Genomic DNA, 17,459 nt, shown 5'->3' with positions numbered 1-17,459 from the left:
TCAGTTAATGCGCAGACCGGGCGTCCTCCCGGCCAGTTTGTGCGCTATTTTACCAGAACCAGCATGCTTTTCGCCTACTTCCATTCATCATCCACCTGAAGCGTGAGCACCCGCGTATCGCGTAGTTGCCGGAACCAGGAGGCTGATTTTTTTGCACGTCTGGCACGCTGGTTATCCAGATCGATCTCAATCAACCCGTAGCGGTTTTTAAACGCGTTCATCGGCGAGACGTTGTCGGTAAATGCCCACAGCATATAGCCATGGCAGTTCGCCCCCTCCTCCCGCGCCAGCAGCGTGTAGTAGAGGTGCTCGCTGATGAAATCGATGCGGTAAGTGTCGTCGATAATCCCATCGCCATTGCGAAATTGCGCTTCGTTTTCCACGCCCATCCCGCTTTCCGCCACGAACCAGTCGATATTGCGATAGTCATTTTTAATCCGCATCGCCATGTCGTAAATAATGCGCGGGTAGATCTCCCATCCGCGGGAGCGGTTCATTCGCCGCCCCGGCAGTTCAAACGGCTCGTAGTAGTATGCCGGGTGGAATGGCGTGTCCGGGTGCCAGGCGCGGGAAGGTGCCTTCACACGGTGCGGGTAGTAGAGGTTAATCCCCAGTTCGTCGACGGTGTTATCCGCAATCAGCGCCAGCTCGTCCGCGGTATAATCCCACTCAACCTGATGCTGCTCCAGCAGGGTAAAGAGCTCAGCGGGATAGCGCCCGTGTACCAGCGGGTCGAGGAAGACACGGTTGTAGAACAGGTCGTACATCTCAGCAGCCCGCAGGTCATGCGGGGCGCGAGAGCGGGGATAGGTCACCTCCGGGTTGAGAATGCAGCCCACAGAACCGCGATAGCCTTTCTCACGAAACAGCTTCACCACCTTTGCTGTCGCCAGCACCTTATGGTGATTCCACTGCATCCACGTGCCGGTATTCTGCTCATACGGCCAACGCAGCGCGTCCAGATACACACGGGTCTGCACGACAATCGGCTCATTGAAGGTAAACCAGCGGGTCACTTTGCCGTGATAGCGTGCAAATACCTTTTCCGCATAGCGGACAAACAGCTCAACCACATGCTTTGACGCCCAGCCGCCGTAGCTTTCCAGCAGCACACCCGGCAGTTCGTAATGCTCGAGGCAGATCATCGGCTCAATGCCCTGACGGTGCATCTCATTGAAAAGTGCGTCGTAATACGCTGCGTACTCTTCATCCACCGTCGCGTTTTCATAATCGGTTAAAAAGCGTGACCAGTTGATCGAGGTACGGTAGTGCGTCAGCCCCGCCTGCTTCATCAGCGCCACATCTTCGCGAAAACGGTTGATAAAATCGGTCGCCACCGCCGGGCCATAGCCGTTGTGCCAGACGTGACGGTCGTTCTTGTACCAGAGATCGATCCATGAATCCTGTCCCGGCTTTTTACCGCTCCAGCCTTCGGTCTGCCAGGCCGATGCGGCTGCGCCGAGAATAAAATCCTGCGGCAGGGTTATCTGTTTTGTACTCATCGCATCCTCACGGGTTGTCAGTGGCCTGCTGCAGCGCGGCCTGCTCTGCGCGGCGTGAAGCGATTTTCACAAACGGCAGATAGATAATGACGGCAGTCACAATGCAGATAAGCTGGGTGATCACCGCCCCCATCGAACCCGCCGTAGAGAGCCAGGCGTTGATCAGCGGCGGCGTCGTCCACGGCACCATCACCACCGCTTTACCGGCAAACCCGGTCAAGGTGGCGAAGAAGCCGATGGAGCCCGTCACCAGTGGAGTGATAATGAAGGGAATGGCGAGGATCGGGTTAAGCATGATTGGCATACCGAAGATCACCGGCTCGTTGATATTAAAAATCCCCGGGCCGATCGAAAGCTTGGCGATCTCTTTCATCTCTTTGCGTTTGGTGGCAATCATCACCGCGATCAGCAGGCCGATAGTCAGGCCCGAACCGCCGATGCTCATATACACATCCCAGAACGGCATGGTGATAATGTTCGGCACCTCTTTACCCTGCTCAAACGCGCTCATGTTGACGGTGATCGCCCCCAGCAGCAGCGGCTCGCGGATCGGCTTGATCATCTGGTTGCCGTGGATACCAATCACCCAGAACAGCTGTGCAACGAACATCAGCAGCAGGATCCCCGGCAGACTTTGCACCACCCGCTCCAGCGGCTGTTGCACCACCTGATACACCGCGTCGTAGAGATACATCCCGGTGATTTGATGAAAAACAAACCCCAGCGTGGCAATGGCGGTGGTGGTGATAATCGCCGGGATCAGCGCGGAGAACGATGCAGCCACGTTAGGCGGCACGGTGTCAGGCATTCGGATCTTCAGCTCCTGGCGGTTCTCCAGCCAGCAGTAGATTTCAACGGACAGAATGGCGATAAACATGCCCAGGAACAGGCTGCGGGTATCCGAGAACTGGCGCAGCAGCACATCTTTCACCACGTGCATTTCGCCATCCACCAGCATCTCCACGGTGGTTGGCGTCACACAAATAAAGCAGATCACCGCCAGCAAGCCCGGGAAAAGGGATTTGATGCCGTTGATGCGCCCCAGCTCAATGCCAATCAGGAATACCGCCCCAATGTTGAGGAAGTTCAGGGTGGCGTAATTCAGCGCGCTGGTGATCGGTTTTAGCGTGGCGAGAAACGACAACGACGAGAAGCTCGCCAGGCCATTTTTTGGATCCAGCACCATATTGGAGATCAGCACAGAGAACGCCCCGACGATGATCACCGGCATTAAGGTAATGAAGGCTGACTTGATCGCCATAATATAGCGATAACTGTTGAATTTAGTGGCGAAACTGCCCAGAGCGTCGATCAGTTTTTCCTGCAATGCCATAGGGTATTACCTCAGTAAAAGGGCTTTTATTGAATAAGGTGTACAGCCGGATACTATTGGCATACCAAAAATAGCTTTATGAGGGTAATGGTTCTGTGATTAAGCTCTCAAGACCACTAGCGGTATTCCAGATTGTGATTTATGACCTATTTGGCATACCAATTTTAGCCGATTATTCCGTGCCGACGGATCGTTACCAAAAAGCGTGATCGTGATGGGCGTTTTGTCCTTCCCGCGTCGCTTATGCGCCGGATGGTCTGTGTTAAACTGCAGATCGTTACGTGGAATCAGGAATGTCTAATGGCAACAATGCTGGATGTCTCACTGCGCGCGGGTGTGTCGAAAGCCACGGTATCGCGCGTGCTGAACGGCACAGGTCAGGTGAAAGAGAGCACCCGTCAGCTGGTGTTCGCGGCAATGGAAGAGTTAGGGTATCGCCCGAATTTTCTCGCGCGTTCGCTTGCTAACCAGACCAGCAACAGCATTGGTCTGGTGGTCTCGACCTTCGATGGTTTTTACTTTGGTCGCCTCCTTCAGCAGGCCTCCCGGCAGACCGAAACGCACGGGAAGCAACTGATTGTTACCGATGGTCACGACGCGCCGGAGCTGGAAGAACAGGCGGTGCAAATGCTGGCCGATCGTAAGTGCGATGCCATTGTGCTTTACACGCGCTACATGAGCGAAAAAGCGATCATGAAGCTGATCCACTCTGTGCAAACCCCGCTGGTGGTCATTAACCGGGAAGTCAGTCAGGCTCCCGATCGCTGCGTCTTCTTCGAACAGCAGGATGCCGCCTTTAAGGCCGTGGATTACCTGATAAATCAGGGCCACCGGGAGATCGCCTGTATTACCGTCCCCATCCACACGCCCACCGGGAAAGCCCGCCTGATGGGCTACCGTAAAGCGCTGGAAAAGCACGGCATTCGTCTGGATGAGCGTCGGATAAAGTACGGCGATGCGGGTATGACGCGGGGGTATGAACTGTGCAAGGAGCTGATTGCCGACGGTGTGCCGTTTAGCGCCCTGTTTGCCTGTAACGATGATATGGCGCTGGGGGCGTCCAAAGCATTGCACCAGGCAGGGCTGAAGATCCCGCAGGATATTTCGCTGTTTGGTTTTGACGATGCGCCCAGCGCAAAATGGCTGGAGCCGGCGCTCTCATCGGTCTATCTGCCGATAGACAATATGATTGTCACGGCCATCGATCAGGCGATCCGGCTGGCCAAAAACCAGCCGGTGGAGGCGATCCCGCCGTTTACCGGCACGCTGGTATTACGTGACTCGGTGACCACGGGGCCGTACTTCTCTCAAACGAGTTCCAGAGCCAGCAGCTCCTGAATGGTCTGGCGGCGACGGATCAGTCGCGCCTTGCCATTATCAAACAGCACTTCAGGCAGCAGCGGGCGGCTGTTGTAGTTAGAAGACATCGACGCGCCGTAAGCCCCGGTATCATGCAGCACCAGATAATCCCCAGGTTTGACGTCCGGCAGCGCGCGGGTTTCCACTTTACCGCCTTCCTGCTGGGTGAAGACATCGCCCGATTCACACAGCGGGCCTGCAACGACCGTATCAATACGTGGAGCGTTGGTTAAATCGCGGCCATCGGCGGCGAGCGCTGAAATATGGTGATAGCTGCCATACATGGACGGACGCATCAGGTCATTGAAGCCGGCATCAATCAGCACGAAGTGGCGCGATCCCATCTCTTTCACGCTACGCACCTGGGCGACCAGCACGCCGGATTCCGCCACCAGGAAACGACCCGGCTCAATTTCGAGTTTCACCGGATGCCCTAAATGCGCGGCAACGTTGTCGCGTGCGGCACTCCACAGGCCGTAATAGTGATCGGTATCGATCGCCTCTTCCCCTTCACGGTAAGGAATGGAGAGGCCACCGCCGGCGGAGATCGCCTCCAGATCTTGTCCGAAGTCGATAACCTGACGCACCATCGCACCACACACCTGCTCCAGGTGGCCATAATCCACCCCCGAGCCAATGTGCATATGAATGCCCACCAGCTTCAGGTCGTAACGCTGCAATACCTCCAGCGCCGCTGGCATATCGGCATACCAGATGCCGTGTTTACTGTTTTCACCGCCAGTGTTGGTTTTCTGGCTGTGACCATGGCCAAAGCCGGGGTTCACACGGAGCCAGACGCGGTGGCCGGGAGAAACCTGTCCAAGCTGTTCCAGCATATCAACAGACCCTGCGTTAACCGGGATCTGCAGTTCATGCACGCGGGCAAGCGTCGCGTCGTCGATCAGATCCGCAGTAAAGACAATTGCATCAGGATCGGTTTTAGGATCAAAACCAGCCGCCAGCGCGCGCTCGATCTCACCCAGCGACACGGAGTCAACCTTCACGCCCTGCTCGCGCATCAGGCGCAGGATATGGATATTGGAGCATGCTTTCTGGGCAAAACGCACCACGTCAAACTGATGCAGTGCGGCAATCTTCTCGCGAACGATCTGCGCGTCGTAGACCCATACCGGGCAGCCAAACTCGGCAGGCAGGCGCAGCAGGTTGTCGGCATTCAAATCGGTATCAGTCTGATTAAGCGGGCGTGGCATGGTCATCTCCGGGTCGTCACATTTTTTATGATTACGCCACAGCGGAAAGAGAATAAAAAATATCGTTTTATCGCGAGTCTATGCAAAAATGATATGGACAGTTCTCTGCTTTCAGGTGCCCTATGCCCGCCGTCAACTTACGCCATATCGAGATTTTTCACGCCGTGATGACCGCCGGCAACCTCACCGAAGCCGCGCAGATGCTGCATACCTCACAGCCTACGGTCAGCCGCGAGCTGGCACGGTTCGAGAAAGTGCTGGGACTGAAGCTGTTTGAACGCACCCGGGGCCGGCTGCACCCGACGGTGCAAGGGCTGCGTCTGTTCGAGGAAGTTCAGCGCTCGTGGTATGGGCTGGACAGAATTGTCAGTGCGGCGGAAAGTCTGCGCGAGTTTCGTCAGGGCGAGCTGTCAATTGTCTGCCTGCCCGTCTTTTCACAGTCCTTTTTGCCGACGCTGCTCCAGCCCTTTCTGGCCCGTTATCCGGAGGTCAGCCTTACTATCGTGCCGCAGGAATCTCCGCTGCTGGAAGAGTGGCTTTCAGCACAGCGTCACGATCTGGGACTGACCGAAACACTCGCCACCCCCGCAGGCACGGAGCGCACAGAGCTATTCTCTTTAGATGAAGTTTGCGTTTTGCCCGCCGGACACCGGCTTGCCAGTAAAGCGGTGCTCACCCCTGCCGATTTCCATGGGGAAAACTACATCAGTTTGTCGCAGACCGACAGCTATCGCCAGCTGCTGGATACGCTGTTTTCCGAGCATCAGGTGAAACGCAGAATGGTGGTCGAGACCCACAGCGCCGCATCGATTTGCGCGATGGTACGGGCGGGCGTCGGCGTTGCCGTGGTCAACCCGCTGACGGCACTGGACTATGCTGAGAACGGGATTATCATCCGTCCATTTAGCGTGTCCGTTCCGTTTACCGTGAGCCTGATCCGTCCCCTGCACCGCCCGGCATCAGCGCTGGTAGACGCGTTTTCTCAACACCTTATCGAAGGAATACCTGCACTGAAAATCCAGTTATCAACATTCAAATTACGCAATTAAATGTTTATTATTGGTAAAATAAACATCTCAGCCCTTCCCCTTAGAAATATTAAAAATTATTTTTAATATTTATGATTTCCTGCCGTTCTCTGCCATCGCTATACTTCCCCTCAGTTAATTCACTTAATTAATATCAGCACCCCCAGCCTTATTCATTACGGAATTGAATGAGGTTTGATTGACATTGACAGGATGTTATTAATATGAAAATCACACCATTTTTGTGGAGTGCTCTGTTTATCAGCATCACTCCTGTTTGTCAGGCCAATATGTCTGTTTACCCAATGGCCGTTGATATGAACGATCAGGGAGAAGGCAGCGTCCGTGTTATCTCCCGCACTAACGATGTTCAGTATATCAAAACGACTGTCCTCAGCGTTTCCGGACGTAACACCCCACAGGAAAAAGAGACCGAAGTGTCTGTCGGTGGCGACAGTGGCCTCGTTGTCATGCCTCCCAAATTCGCGCTGCCTGCGGGTTCCAGCAAAATGGTTCGCCTGGTTTCGATGGCGCCCGTGCAGGAAGAAACAACCTGGCGCGTGAAGTTTGAAGCCGTGCCGCAACTTGATGACGAATCGATTGCCAATAAAGGCGTCAAAACGCAACTGACACTGAATCTGATTTGGGGCGTTCTGGTCAGCGTCCCTCCTGAACATCCGCGGTTGAATATGAGTTTGCAAACCGGCGGTAAAATTAAAAACGACGGTAATCAGCGTTTTAAAATACTTAAAGTCGGTCTGTGTAAAAAAGCACAGAGCGAAAAAGCGTGTACATGGCATGAGGTAAACGAAAACATCTACCCTCGAGCCAGCTACACGCCAAAGAATATATTGAATTACGATCGCATCGTTGTTCAGTATTGGGATTGGATTAGCAAGTCGACAAATAAAAAAGACTTTGCAATTCATTAATTAATTACTTACATGGAATATTAGTAAATGAAACGTATTATGACCAAATCCTTGCTCGCACTGGCCATGGTTTCTGTAATGGGTTCTGCGATTGCTGTTCAGAAAGATATTACTGTTACCGCAACCGTTGATGCTGCCCTCGACATGACCCAGGCTGACGGTTCTGCACTGCCGAAGAATATCGACATGCAATATTTCCCAGGCACCGGTCTGTCTCCGGCTTCTCTCCAGACTAAAATCTGGGCGAACGATGTCACGAAAGACGTGAAAATGAAGCTGGCTAGCGATTTCTCCCTGGTGAATAACCTGGGTGGCGCAACCGTACCCATGACCGTGAAATGGGGTACTCAGGCGCTGACCACGACCGATGCGACCCTGAAAGCAACCGACCTGTTCCCTAACACCACCACTGCCCTGAAAACCGGCTCCGTCGCAAAAACGCTGCTGATCTCCCAGGCCACACAAGAAGCACTGGAAACCGGTACTTACCAGGGTGTGCTGAGCATCTATCTGTATCAGTAATCGCCGTTACGTAAGGTAATGAATCGAAGGGGAAACCTTCGATTCATTTTTTCTCATCAGGGAACGATGAATGACTATGAAAAAGACGATTCTGGGCCTCTTGATTTTTAGCCTGCTTAATAGTGCAAATGCGCGCAATGAGAAGATCCCGCCAGGATTTGAACTCATCGTTCTGGGTCAGAAAGAGTATGTCGATGTCTGGTTAGCCGGACGTAATCTTGGAAAGTTTTACGCCACTGTTAACCTCGATACCGTGAAATTTGAGCGCCCCAATCAAATTATTGACGCGATGGCGTTGGATGCCGACACCGGTATCAAAAAGAAAATTACGGCAAAACTGAGCCAGCCTCTGGAACGGCACGGAGAATTAGCCTGTACCGCGATTAATACCAGCGCGGGCTGCGATTACCTGAAAACCGACGATGTGGCGCTGATTTATAACGACGAAAAAAATGCCGTTAACCTTTTTCTTAACGATCGGTGGTACCCGGACGATCGCCACAACGCCTTATACCTGAAGCCAAACAGTGATGATGATGTGGTGAACGCATTTATTCATCAGCAGGATATTAATGTCGCGGCGCAGGAAGACTTTAAATCCGTTTATCTCCAGGGAACGGGCGCGCTGGGTGTAACTGAAAACAGCTACCTCGGCGCTTACTGGAACTTTAACGGTAATGAAAACGACGGTGAAACTGAAACCAGCGCTGACGTCAGCGAACTCTTTTATCGTTACGACTATCTGAGCCGCTTTTATATTCAGGGTGGTCGCATGGATAGCCGAAGCCTGTTTAGCCTGGACGGCGGAAACTTTAACTTTTCCTTCCTGCCCCTGAACACATTCGATGGCGTGCGGGCGGGTACGACCTTAAGCTATCTCAACCGGGAGCAGATGAATCAAGGTACACCGGTCAACGTGCTGCTTTCGCGCAGCTCACGCGTGGATGTGTATCGTGATAACCAGCTTCTCGGTTCCTTCTACCTGGCAGGCGGAAACCAGTCGCTGGATACCTCGTCGTTTCCGGCCGGTAGCTATACCCTTCAACTGAAAATCTACGAAAGCAACCAGCTTTCCCGAACAGAAGTGGTGCCGTTTACAAAGACCGGTAGCATTGGGGATGGTCACATTCAGTGGTTTATTCAGATGGGACAGCTGGTGGATGACAGCTCATCTTATGCCGACAATAAAAATGCCTCTACCGCTCAGGCAGGGATCAGAGTACCAGTAACCGCACAAAGCGAGGCTACGCTTGGTGTCGCCAGTGTGGATAACGACTTTTCCGCTGAATTGGGTGGACACCTGACTCCCGCACTTGGCGCATTCGGCAATGCTGATCTGCAGGGCGGAGTCTACTATAACGACCAGGGCGGGCGCGGCAATATGCAGCAGCTGAGCTGGCACGCTGATGGATGGCCTTCATTGAGCGTCTACCGCAAAGACACCAGCGGCGGGCAATGCTCAGGTGACACAGACGCGAACGACTACGATCTGAGCTGTTTTGAAAGTATCAGCACGAGCGCATCTCAAAACGTGTTGAACTGGAATATTGCGTTGAACTGGAACAGAACCCGTAATCATGCGGATTATCATACCCGCTGGAACAACAGCGACAGCTTTACTGATAATTTCTTTAACCAGACCGACGCTAACACCACCACCGACAGTGTTCAGTTGAGTGCCACCCGCGCGTTTAGCCTGAATAACTGGATGGTGAATACCAACCTGGGGCTGTTCACTCGCGACGACAGCAACAGCAATAACGATCGTGGTGCCTACATCATGTTGACGTTCAGCGAAACGCCGCACATGGATGCTAACGCACGCAGTCGCACCACGACGATTAGCGCTGATTACCGTACCAGCAAGGAATCACAGGATCAGACCTCCTGGAATCTGTCCCGCACCTGGTATGACGACAACGTTAACCACCGTGAAGTGGGCATCAATCTTGGCGGAATCAACACCGACACGCTGGACTCCGGGATTAATGGCCGTATTGATGGTCTGTATGGCAATCTGAGCGCCAACCTGACGGACAGTTACGATCGTCAGAATCAAGAACATTTCACCGCTTTCACGGGGAGCTACAGTTCAACGCTGGCAATCAGCCGCCACGGCGTTCAGCTTGGTCGTGCAGGATATGGTGAACCGTCTGCGGCGGTGCTCGTAGCGGTCAATAATATTGATGACGAATCGGCTGAACAGCTCTCCGTTGATGCCTCAGCTAACGGCAGCAAAGCCAGCCTCACGGGAAATGGCTCGGTACTCTTCCCGTATACGGGCTATGAAATGGGCTATATAGAGGTCAGCGACAGCGCGCGTAAACACCAGAGCGGGACCACCAACCTGATTGCCGGTTCAGGCAAGCAAAACCTGATGCTTCTGCCGGGCAAGCTGCGCTATCGCGAAGTGTCTGCATCATTTAGCTATAACTATATTGGCCGCCTGATCCTGCCGGAGACGGTCAAACGCTTCCCGGTAATTGGCCTGAACAGTTCAATGTTACTGCTGGCGAAAGATGGCGGCTTCACGCTTGAAATGCCTGGGGCTTCGCGCGATTTATACGTGCTGGCCGGACAGTCATTCCTGAAATGCCCCCTTAAAGTATTGAAAAAACGCGCCAGCATTCGTTACGCCGGGGAAGTCAACTGCGCCACCATAACCTACAACCAGCTTCCGCCCCAGATTCAGGTGCAGGCACAGCTGAAGCAGTCCCTGCGTAAGCAGGCGCTGGAAACGGCACAAAGGGAGAATGTGCAATGAGATTAAAAGCAGGGTTAATAGTATGCGGGTTATTGGCGGCTATCAATGTACAAGCAAAGATGTACTATGGTCCAACGCCTAATGTCTCTACTCAACAAGAATATGAACTCCCTTCTGGAGCACCCGCTGACGTATATTTATGGAAAGAGGATTATCCCGGTACTTCAGGGTATTACGATGCTGTTGGCACCTATAAATGCGCCTATTCAGATGTGCAGCAAACCTGCAGCCATCAAAGCGGGCGTTCAACGATCACTATCGTTTTAAAAGAAAAGCGAAGTGGCATGACACATTCGCTTAAACTACAAGCCTACATGACCGGAATAAAATATAACAACGCTGACCCCAGCCAGTCTGAAAGTTGCAACGCACGATACGCACTCAATAACCAAACCTATTTAAGTTGCTCGACAAGTTCATGGAGTATTGTTGACAACGCCAGGGTTCTTACAGCCTGGATACCACAGAGCGAAATGAATAATCTTCCAGTCGGTGGTGTGTGGGAGGGTGCTCTTAAGTTGCAATATAATGCGGCCGGGAGAACCCCCGTGAATTTTGTCGCCAATATCACCCTGAAAGGCAAAGCCACTGGCAAGCAGGATATTTTTTTCCCGGAGTTTAATAACGCCAATCCGCTGGTCCAACTCGATCTTCATCCTACAGGCGCGATCACCGGAAACAGCTTTGCTGAAGATGTTACCACGCTGGATATGTGCCTGTATGATGGTTACAACTCTAACAGCGACAGCATGAAGCTCTCCTTCGCCGATGAGAATAAAGGCGGGGCATCGCGTAAAAATGGTTACTATTCCATCTACAACACGGGTACCGCTGGGACAGGCGAAAATGAGCGCATCGACTATCGTCTTGAAATGTTTAATCCTCATACTAAAAGCTGGATGAGGGTCGATAATGGCCAGGGGTATGACATCTCTGCTGGCGTTAACGGCCAGGATCAGGTTCGCCCGGTGCACCTGCCCTCGATCAGTTATCCTGTTCTGTGCGCGCCAGCCCCACTACGACTGATTGTGGATAAATTCAGGGTTACCGACAAAACAGCGGGTTACTACAAAGGGACTCTACAGGTCTATTTCTCCCCCAGCCTGAACAGTATTTAACGCCTCCGGGCGGCGCTTACCGCCCGGCACTGCGCGTTATGACAGCATAAACTCTACCGCATCGGCAGCGTGAATGGCGGCAGTGTCGAATACCGGGATCGGGCTTCGCTCAACCGGCACCAGCAGGCCGATCTCGGTACAACCGAAGATCACCCCTTCAGCCCCCTGCCGGGCGAGCTTTTCAATTACGCTGACGTAACAGGCCCGGGAAGACTCGCTGAAGATGCCGAGGCAAAGCTCATCAAAAATAATCTGATTAATGCGCGCCCGGTCGGCCTCATCCGGGATCAGGCTTTCGATACCAAACTCACTGCTTAACCGACCACGATAAAAATCCTGCTCCATGGTGTAACGCGTTCCCAGTAGCGCCACTCGTCGCATCCCTGCCGCGCCGATCGCGCGTCCGGTCGCATCCGCAATATGCAAAAACGGCAGCGAACAGCGTGTTTCTATGTGCGAAGCCACCTTATGCATGGTGTTGGTGCAGAGCAAAATCCCTTCGGCACCGGCACGCTGGAGCCCAAGTGCCGCCTGCGCCAGTATTTCCCCGGCTTTATCCCATTCACCGCTCGACTGACACGCTTCGATCTCATGAAAATCGACGCTGTGCAGCAGCAGGCTGGCCGAATGCAGTCCCCCCAGGCGTTGCTTCACCCCTTCATTAATCAAACGATAGTAGGGAATCGTCGATTCCCAGCTCATGCCACCCAGCAGGCCGATTGTTTTCATTATCCCTCCTTATCTGTTGATCCCAGTGAAGCAAACTTGTGATCGTGTTTCCAGTTCTTTGTCACACCGTTTCTTTTTCACGCTACGTGATATAAATTAAATGAAACGATATTTCATTTAATGATGAGGGAAGCGATGTTTATTTTCCACCGCGAGACCACACTTGACGATTTGGGTAACGGCGTGACGCGTCGGATCCTGGCGCATAACGGTAAGATGATGGCGGTTGAAGTGAATTTTGAGCAGGGCGCAATCGGCCCGATGCACAACCACCCGCATGAGCAGTTAACCTATGTGTTGTCCGGCGAGTTCGAATTCACCATTGGTGAAGAGAGGCATGTCGTCACGGCCGGGGATACACTCTACAAAGCACCGCATGTGATGCACGGCTGCGTCTGCCTCAAACCCGGCACGCTGCTGGATACCTTTACCCCTATACGGGAAGATTTTCTGCAATAAAAAAGGGCGCTGATTTCAGCGCCCTTTTCATCTGCATCATTTATTCTGTTATCGGCTCTGGCAGCGGATTGCGGCTAAGCATCGCTTCACGCAGCAGAACGCTACCACAGGCAAACAGCCCACCGAGGATCCCCGCCAGCAGAACAATCAGCGCTTTCCCCGGACCATCTTTTTTCACCGGCATAGAAGGTGAAAGTTGATACTTAAAGGGTTCAAGTACAACATCTTCAACGGACAGCTTTTTCAGCTGCGCCAGATAATATTCCCGGTTCTGGAAATCGGCATTCAGCTCAGCCACGTCCTTGAGGTTCTTTTCAATCTGCAGTTTCTGCGCAATACCGTCAGCGCCGAGCGCCACGGAGTAATCCGGATCGTCTTTTACGGCCTGTCCGTTGCTGTAGACAGGTTTCTTAATGCCCGCCGCGTTAGCCACTTCCAGGGAATAGTTAAGACGCTGCAGGTTGGTGTTGTGAATATTGGTCAGACGCACCCGATCCAGGTCCAGCTGCTGCTCTACCACCTTCGTTTTCAGGGCGAGCTGGTTACGGATATTCAGCATGATCTCTTGCTCAACAATCGCGGCAATATACTTGATATACCCTTCCAGAACGGTTTGCGCATCTCCCGCCGTGGGGGCGGTGAAGCTGAGCGTCCAGGAGACGTAAGGCGCTTTATCGGCATCTTTCACCCGGGTGTTATCAATCGCTTTCATCTTCTCAGAGATATTGACCACCGCACGATGCAGCTCAAGCGGATCCACGTTTGTCCCCTCAAGCTGAGACATAACGTAAGGGGAGGATTTCATATACTCTTCAAGCAAGGACTGCGACTGAAACTTTTTGATAAACAGCCCAAAGACTTCATCACGGGACACTTTCACGTCCACGTCCAGCACCTGCAATGCAACCATCATCTGGCGCAGCGGGTTCCACTGCGTCTGTTCGGCTGGCGTGATCACCGCTTTACTGGTCCATTTCTGCGGCAGTAAAAACGCAATCGCCAGGCCTGCCAGCGCAAACGCGAACGTAATGGCGACGATGCGTTTTTTAGCGGCAAGCAGTACGTCTAACAGTCCCAGAAGGTCGATCTCTTTAGTGCTGACTGCCGGGGTGGCATAAGAAGGAAAATCGAGGTCCGTGTTTTTTTTGAAATCCATCGCTGACATAGCCGTTCTTCTGTTAAGAGTGCAGTTAATTTCTGCCTGGTGAGTTCAGGTGGTCCGATGATACAAGAAAGTAAGAATAATCTGAACGCGATATTGATCTATCTGTATACTGGCTATCAAAGTTAGTAGTTAGTACCTTCCCGGTATTATTGTTATTAATCATTCGCTTTACCTGCTCCCTTCGCTGACGGCCTGCCCTGATTGCCTGAATTAGCGTCAAAATGCCACCCTCATCACTTTATTGAAACAGCGTTTCGACACCGATCACATTTCCATCATTGCGCGAATGACGCGGGCCTAAATAACCATAATATAAAATAAAACACTGTTTTATTATTTAAGAACACCGGTTCTCATGACCTGAAACTCATACCGTCATTTAACTCCCTTGATTGCCAGGTAGGTATGTATGAATGAAAACAAGCTGTTGGGGCTCGCATGGATATCACCCTACATAATTGGGTTGATACTCTTTACGGCTTTCCCCTTCGTCTCATCGTTTTTCCTCAGTTTTACGGATTACGATTTGATGAGCCCGCCGGTGTTTAACGGCATCGAAAATTATCGCTACATGTTTACCGAAGACACGCTCTTCTGGACATCAATGGGTGTCACGTTTGCGTATGTATTTTTGACCATTCCGCTGAAGCTCGCCTTTGCATTAGGGATCGCGTTTGTTCTGAACTTCAAATTACGGGGGATCGGCTTTTTCCGTACCGCCTACTATATTCCGTCGATCCTCGGCAGCTCCGTGGCAATTGCCGTTTTGTGGCGCGCGTTATTTGCGATTGATGGTCTGCTGAACAGTTTTATTGGGGTGTTTGGTTTCGACCCGGTGAACTGGCTTGGTGAGCCATCGCTGGCGCTGATGTCCGTCACCCTGCTGCGGGTCTGGCAGTTCGGTTCTGCGATGGTCATCTTCCTGGCGGCACTGCAAAACGTACCGCAATCGCAATATGAGGCAGCGATGATCGACGGCGCCTCCAGGTGGCAGATGTTCACGAAAGTGACCGTCCCGCTGATTACGCCGGTGATTTTCTTTAACTTCATCATGCAAACCACCCAGGCGTTCCAGGAATTTACCGGGCCGTACGTCATTACCGGCGGCGGGCCAACCTATTCGACCTATCTGTTCTCGCTCTACATCTACGACACGGCGTTCAAATACTTCGATATGGGTTACGGCGCGGCGCTGGCCTGGATCCTGTTCCTGGTGGTGGCCGTCTTTGCCGGTATCGCCTTTAAGTCTTCGAAATACTGGGTGTTCTACTCCGCCGATAAAGGAGGCAAAAATGGCTGATATTCAACACCTTTCCACGGCAAGAAGCGTCGCCGAACGCGAGGTTGCCCGTACGCAGCGCAGAGAGAAAATCAACGCCACCGTGCGCTATGTCATCCTGCTGTTTGTCGGCCTGCTGATGCTCTACCCGCTGGTGTGGATGTTCTCTGCATCGTTCAAACCGAACCACGAGATCTTCACCACCCTGAGCCTGTGGCCTGCGCATGCCACCTGGGACGGGTTTGTGAACGGCTGGAAGACCGGTACCGAGTACACCTTCGGCCATTACATGCTGAACACCTTTAAGTATGTGATCCCCAAAGTGATCCTGACCATTATCTCCTCCACCATCGTGGCGTATGGTTTTGCACGCTTTGAGATCCCATGGAAGAAATTCTGGTTCGCCACGCTCATCACCACCATGCTGCTGCCGAGCACCGTGCTGTTGATCCCGCAATACCTGATGTTCCGTGAAATGGGCATGCTGAACAGCTACATGCCGTTGTACCTGCCGCTGGCCTTTGCCACCCAGGGGTTCTTCGTCTTCATGCTGATCCAGTTCCTGCGCGGCGTACCGCGTGACATGGAAGAGGCGGCGCAAATCGACGGCTGCAACTCCATCCAGGTGCTGTGGTACGTGGTGGTGCCGATCCTGAAACCGGCCATTATCTCCGTCGCCCTGTTCCAGTTTATGTGGTCAATGAACGATTTCATTGGACCGCTGATTTACGTCTACAGCGTGGATAAATACCCGATTGCACTGGCGCTGAAAATGTCCATCGACGTTACCGAAGGTGCGCCATGGAACGAAATTCTGGCAATGGCGAGCATCTCCATTCTGCCATCCATCATTGTCTTCTTCCTGGCACAGCGCTACTTCGTACAGGGCGTCACCAGCAGCGGAATTAAAGGTTAAGAGGGAAATATCATGGCTGAAGTTATCTTCAACAAACTGGAAAAGGTCTACTCCAATGGCTTCAAGGCGGTACATGCTATCGACCTGAAAATCGCCGAAGGGGAATTTATGGTGATCGTCGGTCCATCCGGGTGCGCCAAGTCCACCACCCTTCGCATGCTGGCCGGCCTGGAAACCATCAGCGGCGGTGAAGTGCGGATCGGCGATAAGATCGTGAACAACCTCGCCCCGAAGGAGCGTGGTATTGCGATGGTGTTCCAGAACTACGCGCTCTACCCGCACATGACGGTGCGCGAAAATCTGGCCTTTGGTCTTAAGCTGAGCAAACTGCCGAAAGAGCAAATTGAGTCGCAGGTGAACGAAGCGGCCAAAATCCTGGAACTGGAAGCGTTGCTTGACCGCCTGCCGCGTCAGCTTTCCGGTGGACAGGCCCAGCGTGTAGCGGTTGGCCGCGCGATTGTGAAAAAGCCAGACGTGTTTCTGTTTGATGAACCGCTGTCAAACCTTGATGCCAAGCTCCGTGCCTCGATGCGTATTCGTATTTCAGATCTGCATAAGCAGCTGAAGCAGTCCGGTAAACCGGCCACCACCGTCTACGTCACGCATGACCAGACCGAAGCGATGACCATGGGCGACCGTATCTGTGTGATGAAGCTGGGCCATATCATGCAGGTCGATACCCCGGACAATCTCTACCACAAGCCCAAAAACATGTTCGTCGCGGGCTTTATCGGCGCACCGGAGATGAACATTCGTAAAAGCCAGCTGGTGGAACAGGCCGGGCAACTGCACATTACCATCGGCAGTGAAACCATGCCGTTAACCCCACAAACGCAGGAGAAAGTCGCCGCTTACGCCGGCCAGGACGTGTTCTACGGCGTGCGCCCGGAATTTGTGTCGCTCTCTGACGCCCCCTTCCCCGGCGGTGGCTGCAGCGGCGAAATGGTGCGCGTGGAGAACATGGGCCACGAATTCTTCGTGTACCTGAAGGTAGCGGACTATGAACTGACCGCCAGAATCCCTTCGGATGACGCTAAGCCAATGATTGATAAAGGTCTTAACCGTAAAGTCTATTTCCGCTTTGACATGAATAAGTGCCATATTTTTGACGCAAAAACTGAACTGAACCTCTCTCTCTGATG

At 52.8% G+C, this 17,459-nt stretch carries 15 protein-coding genes; 10 read left to right on the top strand and 5 right to left on the bottom strand.

The window, feature by feature from the left end:
* Positions 1-74: 74 nt before the first annotated feature.
* Both ACTJJI_RS17680 and ACTJJI_RS17675 read right to left on the bottom strand, forming a co-directional pair.
* A complete protein-coding gene (locus ACTJJI_RS17680) occupies positions 75-1,502 on the bottom strand; it encodes a glycoside hydrolase family 1 protein (RefSeq protein ID WP_440655021.1) in 1,428 nt (475 codons plus the stop codon).
* A gap of 7 nt (positions 1,503-1,509) precedes the next feature.
* Positions 1,510-2,835 carry a PTS sugar transporter subunit IIC gene (locus ACTJJI_RS17675; protein WP_440655019.1) on the bottom strand — a complete coding sequence of 442 codons (1,326 nt, stop codon included), beginning with the start codon at positions 2,833-2,835 and terminating at the stop codon, positions 1,510-1,512.
* 300 nt (positions 2,836-3,135) lie between these two features.
* Between ACTJJI_RS17675 and ACTJJI_RS17670 the strand changes: the two genes are divergently transcribed.
* Positions 3,136-4,173 (top strand): LacI family DNA-binding transcriptional regulator, encoded by a 1,038-nt coding sequence (locus ACTJJI_RS17670; RefSeq protein ID WP_050860325.1) that lies wholly within the window; start codon positions 3,136-3,138, stop codon positions 4,171-4,173.
* On the opposite strand, the gene lysA is transcribed toward ACTJJI_RS17670, so the two are convergent.
* Positions 4,143-5,405, bottom strand: coding sequence for a diaminopimelate decarboxylase (gene lysA, locus ACTJJI_RS17665; protein ID WP_014833134.1), 1,263 nt, complete (start codon positions 5,403-5,405; stop codon positions 4,143-4,145). The genes ACTJJI_RS17670 and lysA overlap by 31 nt on opposite strands.
* 122 nt (positions 5,406-5,527) lie before the next feature.
* Here lysA and ACTJJI_RS17660 point away from each other — a divergent pair, with 122 nt between their 5' ends.
* From ACTJJI_RS17660 to ACTJJI_RS17640, 5 genes are all read left to right on the top strand, one after another.
* Positions 5,528-6,454, top strand: coding sequence for a LysR family transcriptional regulator (locus ACTJJI_RS17660; protein WP_047361385.1), 927 nt, complete (start codon positions 5,528-5,530; stop codon positions 6,452-6,454).
* Between the two features lie 203 nt (positions 6,455-6,657).
* A complete protein-coding gene (locus ACTJJI_RS17655; protein WP_014833136.1) occupies positions 6,658-7,365 on the top strand; it encodes a fimbria/pilus periplasmic chaperone in 708 nt (235 codons plus the stop codon).
* A 27-nt stretch (positions 7,366-7,392) separates the two neighbouring features.
* Positions 7,393-7,887 (top strand): CS1 type fimbrial major subunit, encoded by a 495-nt coding sequence (locus ACTJJI_RS17650; protein ID WP_014833137.1) that lies wholly within the window; start codon positions 7,393-7,395, stop codon positions 7,885-7,887.
* Positions 7,888-7,963: 76 nt separating this feature from the next.
* A complete protein-coding gene (locus tag ACTJJI_RS17645) occupies positions 7,964-10,651 on the top strand; it encodes a TcfC E-set like domain-containing protein (protein WP_440655190.1) in 2,688 nt (895 codons plus the stop codon).
* Positions 10,648-11,769: a CfaE/CblD family pilus tip adhesin gene (locus tag ACTJJI_RS17640; protein ID WP_080019577.1), complete on the top strand. Its 1,122-nt coding sequence runs from the start codon at positions 10,648-10,650 to the stop codon at positions 11,767-11,769. Before ACTJJI_RS17645 ends, ACTJJI_RS17640 begins: the two co-directional genes overlap by 4 nt.
* A gap of 36 nt (positions 11,770-11,805) precedes the next feature.
* Here ACTJJI_RS17640 and ACTJJI_RS17635 read toward each other — a convergent pair whose 3' ends face one another.
* On the bottom strand, positions 11,806-12,498 hold the full coding sequence (locus ACTJJI_RS17635) for an aspartate/glutamate racemase (protein ID WP_194515847.1): 693 nt from the start codon (positions 12,496-12,498) through the stop codon (positions 11,806-11,808).
* A gap of 135 nt (positions 12,499-12,633) precedes the next feature.
* On the opposite strand from ACTJJI_RS17635, the gene ACTJJI_RS17630 reads away from it, so the two are divergent.
* Positions 12,634-12,957: a cupin domain-containing protein gene (locus ACTJJI_RS17630; protein WP_046889798.1), complete on the top strand. Its 324-nt coding sequence runs from the start codon at positions 12,634-12,636 to the stop codon at positions 12,955-12,957.
* A gap of 40 nt (positions 12,958-12,997) precedes the next feature.
* On the opposite strand, the gene wzz(fepE) is transcribed toward ACTJJI_RS17630, so the two are convergent.
* Positions 12,998-14,122 (bottom strand): LPS O-antigen length regulator Wzz(fepE), encoded by a 1,125-nt coding sequence (wzz(fepE), locus tag ACTJJI_RS17625; RefSeq protein WP_440655015.1) that lies wholly within the window; start codon positions 14,120-14,122, stop codon positions 12,998-13,000.
* Between the two features lie 409 nt (positions 14,123-14,531).
* On the opposite strand from wzz(fepE), the gene ACTJJI_RS17620 reads away from it, so the two are divergent.
* From ACTJJI_RS17620 to ACTJJI_RS17610, 3 genes are read left to right on the top strand one after another with little or no spacing between them, the layout of a single operon-like run.
* Positions 14,532-15,422, top strand: coding sequence for a carbohydrate ABC transporter permease (locus tag ACTJJI_RS17620; RefSeq protein WP_014833144.1), 891 nt, complete (start codon positions 14,532-14,534; stop codon positions 15,420-15,422).
* Positions 15,415-16,317, top strand: a complete 903-nt coding sequence (locus tag ACTJJI_RS17615; protein WP_046889800.1) for a carbohydrate ABC transporter permease — start codon at positions 15,415-15,417, stop codon at positions 16,315-16,317. The genes ACTJJI_RS17620 and ACTJJI_RS17615 overlap by 8 nt, the downstream gene beginning before the upstream one ends.
* Positions 16,318-16,329: 12 nt before the next feature.
* Positions 16,330-17,457: an ABC transporter ATP-binding protein gene (locus ACTJJI_RS17610; protein WP_440655012.1), complete on the top strand. Its 1,128-nt coding sequence runs from the start codon at positions 16,330-16,332 to the stop codon at positions 17,455-17,457.
* The last annotated feature ends 2 nt before the right edge of the window (positions 17,458-17,459 follow it).

The organism is Enterobacter sp. 22466 (genome assembly GCF_052044775.1).
Taxonomy (GTDB): domain Bacteria; phylum Pseudomonadota; class Gammaproteobacteria; order Enterobacterales; family Enterobacteriaceae; genus Enterobacter; species Enterobacter dissolvens.
The sequence above is the reverse complement of the archived record's forward strand: the minus strand, read 5'-3'. Positions and strand labels throughout refer to the sequence as shown.

What these genes read in the sequence shown, in the direction of transcription:
- ACTJJI_RS17650 (WP_014833137.1), top strand. Translation starts at nt 7,393, where the DNA reads ATGAAACGTATTATGACCAAATCCTTGCTCGCACTGGCCATGGTTTCT.
- ACTJJI_RS17655 (WP_014833136.1), top strand. Translation starts at nt 6,658, where the DNA reads ATGAAAATCACACCATTTTTGTGGAGTGCTCTGTTTATCAGCATCACT.
- lysA (WP_014833134.1), bottom strand. Translation starts at nt 5,405, where the DNA reads ATGCCACGCCCGCTTAATCAGACTGATACCGATTTGAATGCCGACAAC.
- ACTJJI_RS17610 (WP_440655012.1), top strand. Translation starts at nt 16,330, where the DNA reads ATGGCTGAAGTTATCTTCAACAAACTGGAAAAGGTCTACTCCAATGGC.
- ACTJJI_RS17630 (WP_046889798.1), top strand. Translation starts at nt 12,634, where the DNA reads ATGTTTATTTTCCACCGCGAGACCACACTTGACGATTTGGGTAACGGC.
- ACTJJI_RS17640 (WP_080019577.1), top strand. Translation starts at nt 10,648, where the DNA reads ATGAGATTAAAAGCAGGGTTAATAGTATGCGGGTTATTGGCGGCTATC.
- ACTJJI_RS17635 (WP_194515847.1), bottom strand. Translation starts at nt 12,498, where the DNA reads ATGAAAACAATCGGCCTGCTGGGTGGCATGAGCTGGGAATCGACGATT.
- ACTJJI_RS17620 (WP_014833144.1), top strand. Translation starts at nt 14,532, where the DNA reads ATGAATGAAAACAAGCTGTTGGGGCTCGCATGGATATCACCCTACATA.
- ACTJJI_RS17645 (WP_440655190.1), top strand. Translation starts at nt 7,964, where the DNA reads ATGAAAAAGACGATTCTGGGCCTCTTGATTTTTAGCCTGCTTAATAGT.
- ACTJJI_RS17680 (WP_440655021.1), bottom strand. Translation starts at nt 1,502, where the DNA reads ATGAGTACAAAACAGATAACCCTGCCGCAGGATTTTATTCTCGGCGCA.
- ACTJJI_RS17660 (WP_047361385.1), top strand. Translation starts at nt 5,528, where the DNA reads ATGCCCGCCGTCAACTTACGCCATATCGAGATTTTTCACGCCGTGATG.
- ACTJJI_RS17615 (WP_046889800.1), top strand. Translation starts at nt 15,415, where the DNA reads ATGGCTGATATTCAACACCTTTCCACGGCAAGAAGCGTCGCCGAACGC.
- ACTJJI_RS17675 (WP_440655019.1), bottom strand. Translation starts at nt 2,835, where the DNA reads ATGGCATTGCAGGAAAAACTGATCGACGCTCTGGGCAGTTTCGCCACT.
- ACTJJI_RS17670 (WP_050860325.1), top strand. Translation starts at nt 3,136, where the DNA reads ATGGCAACAATGCTGGATGTCTCACTGCGCGCGGGTGTGTCGAAAGCC.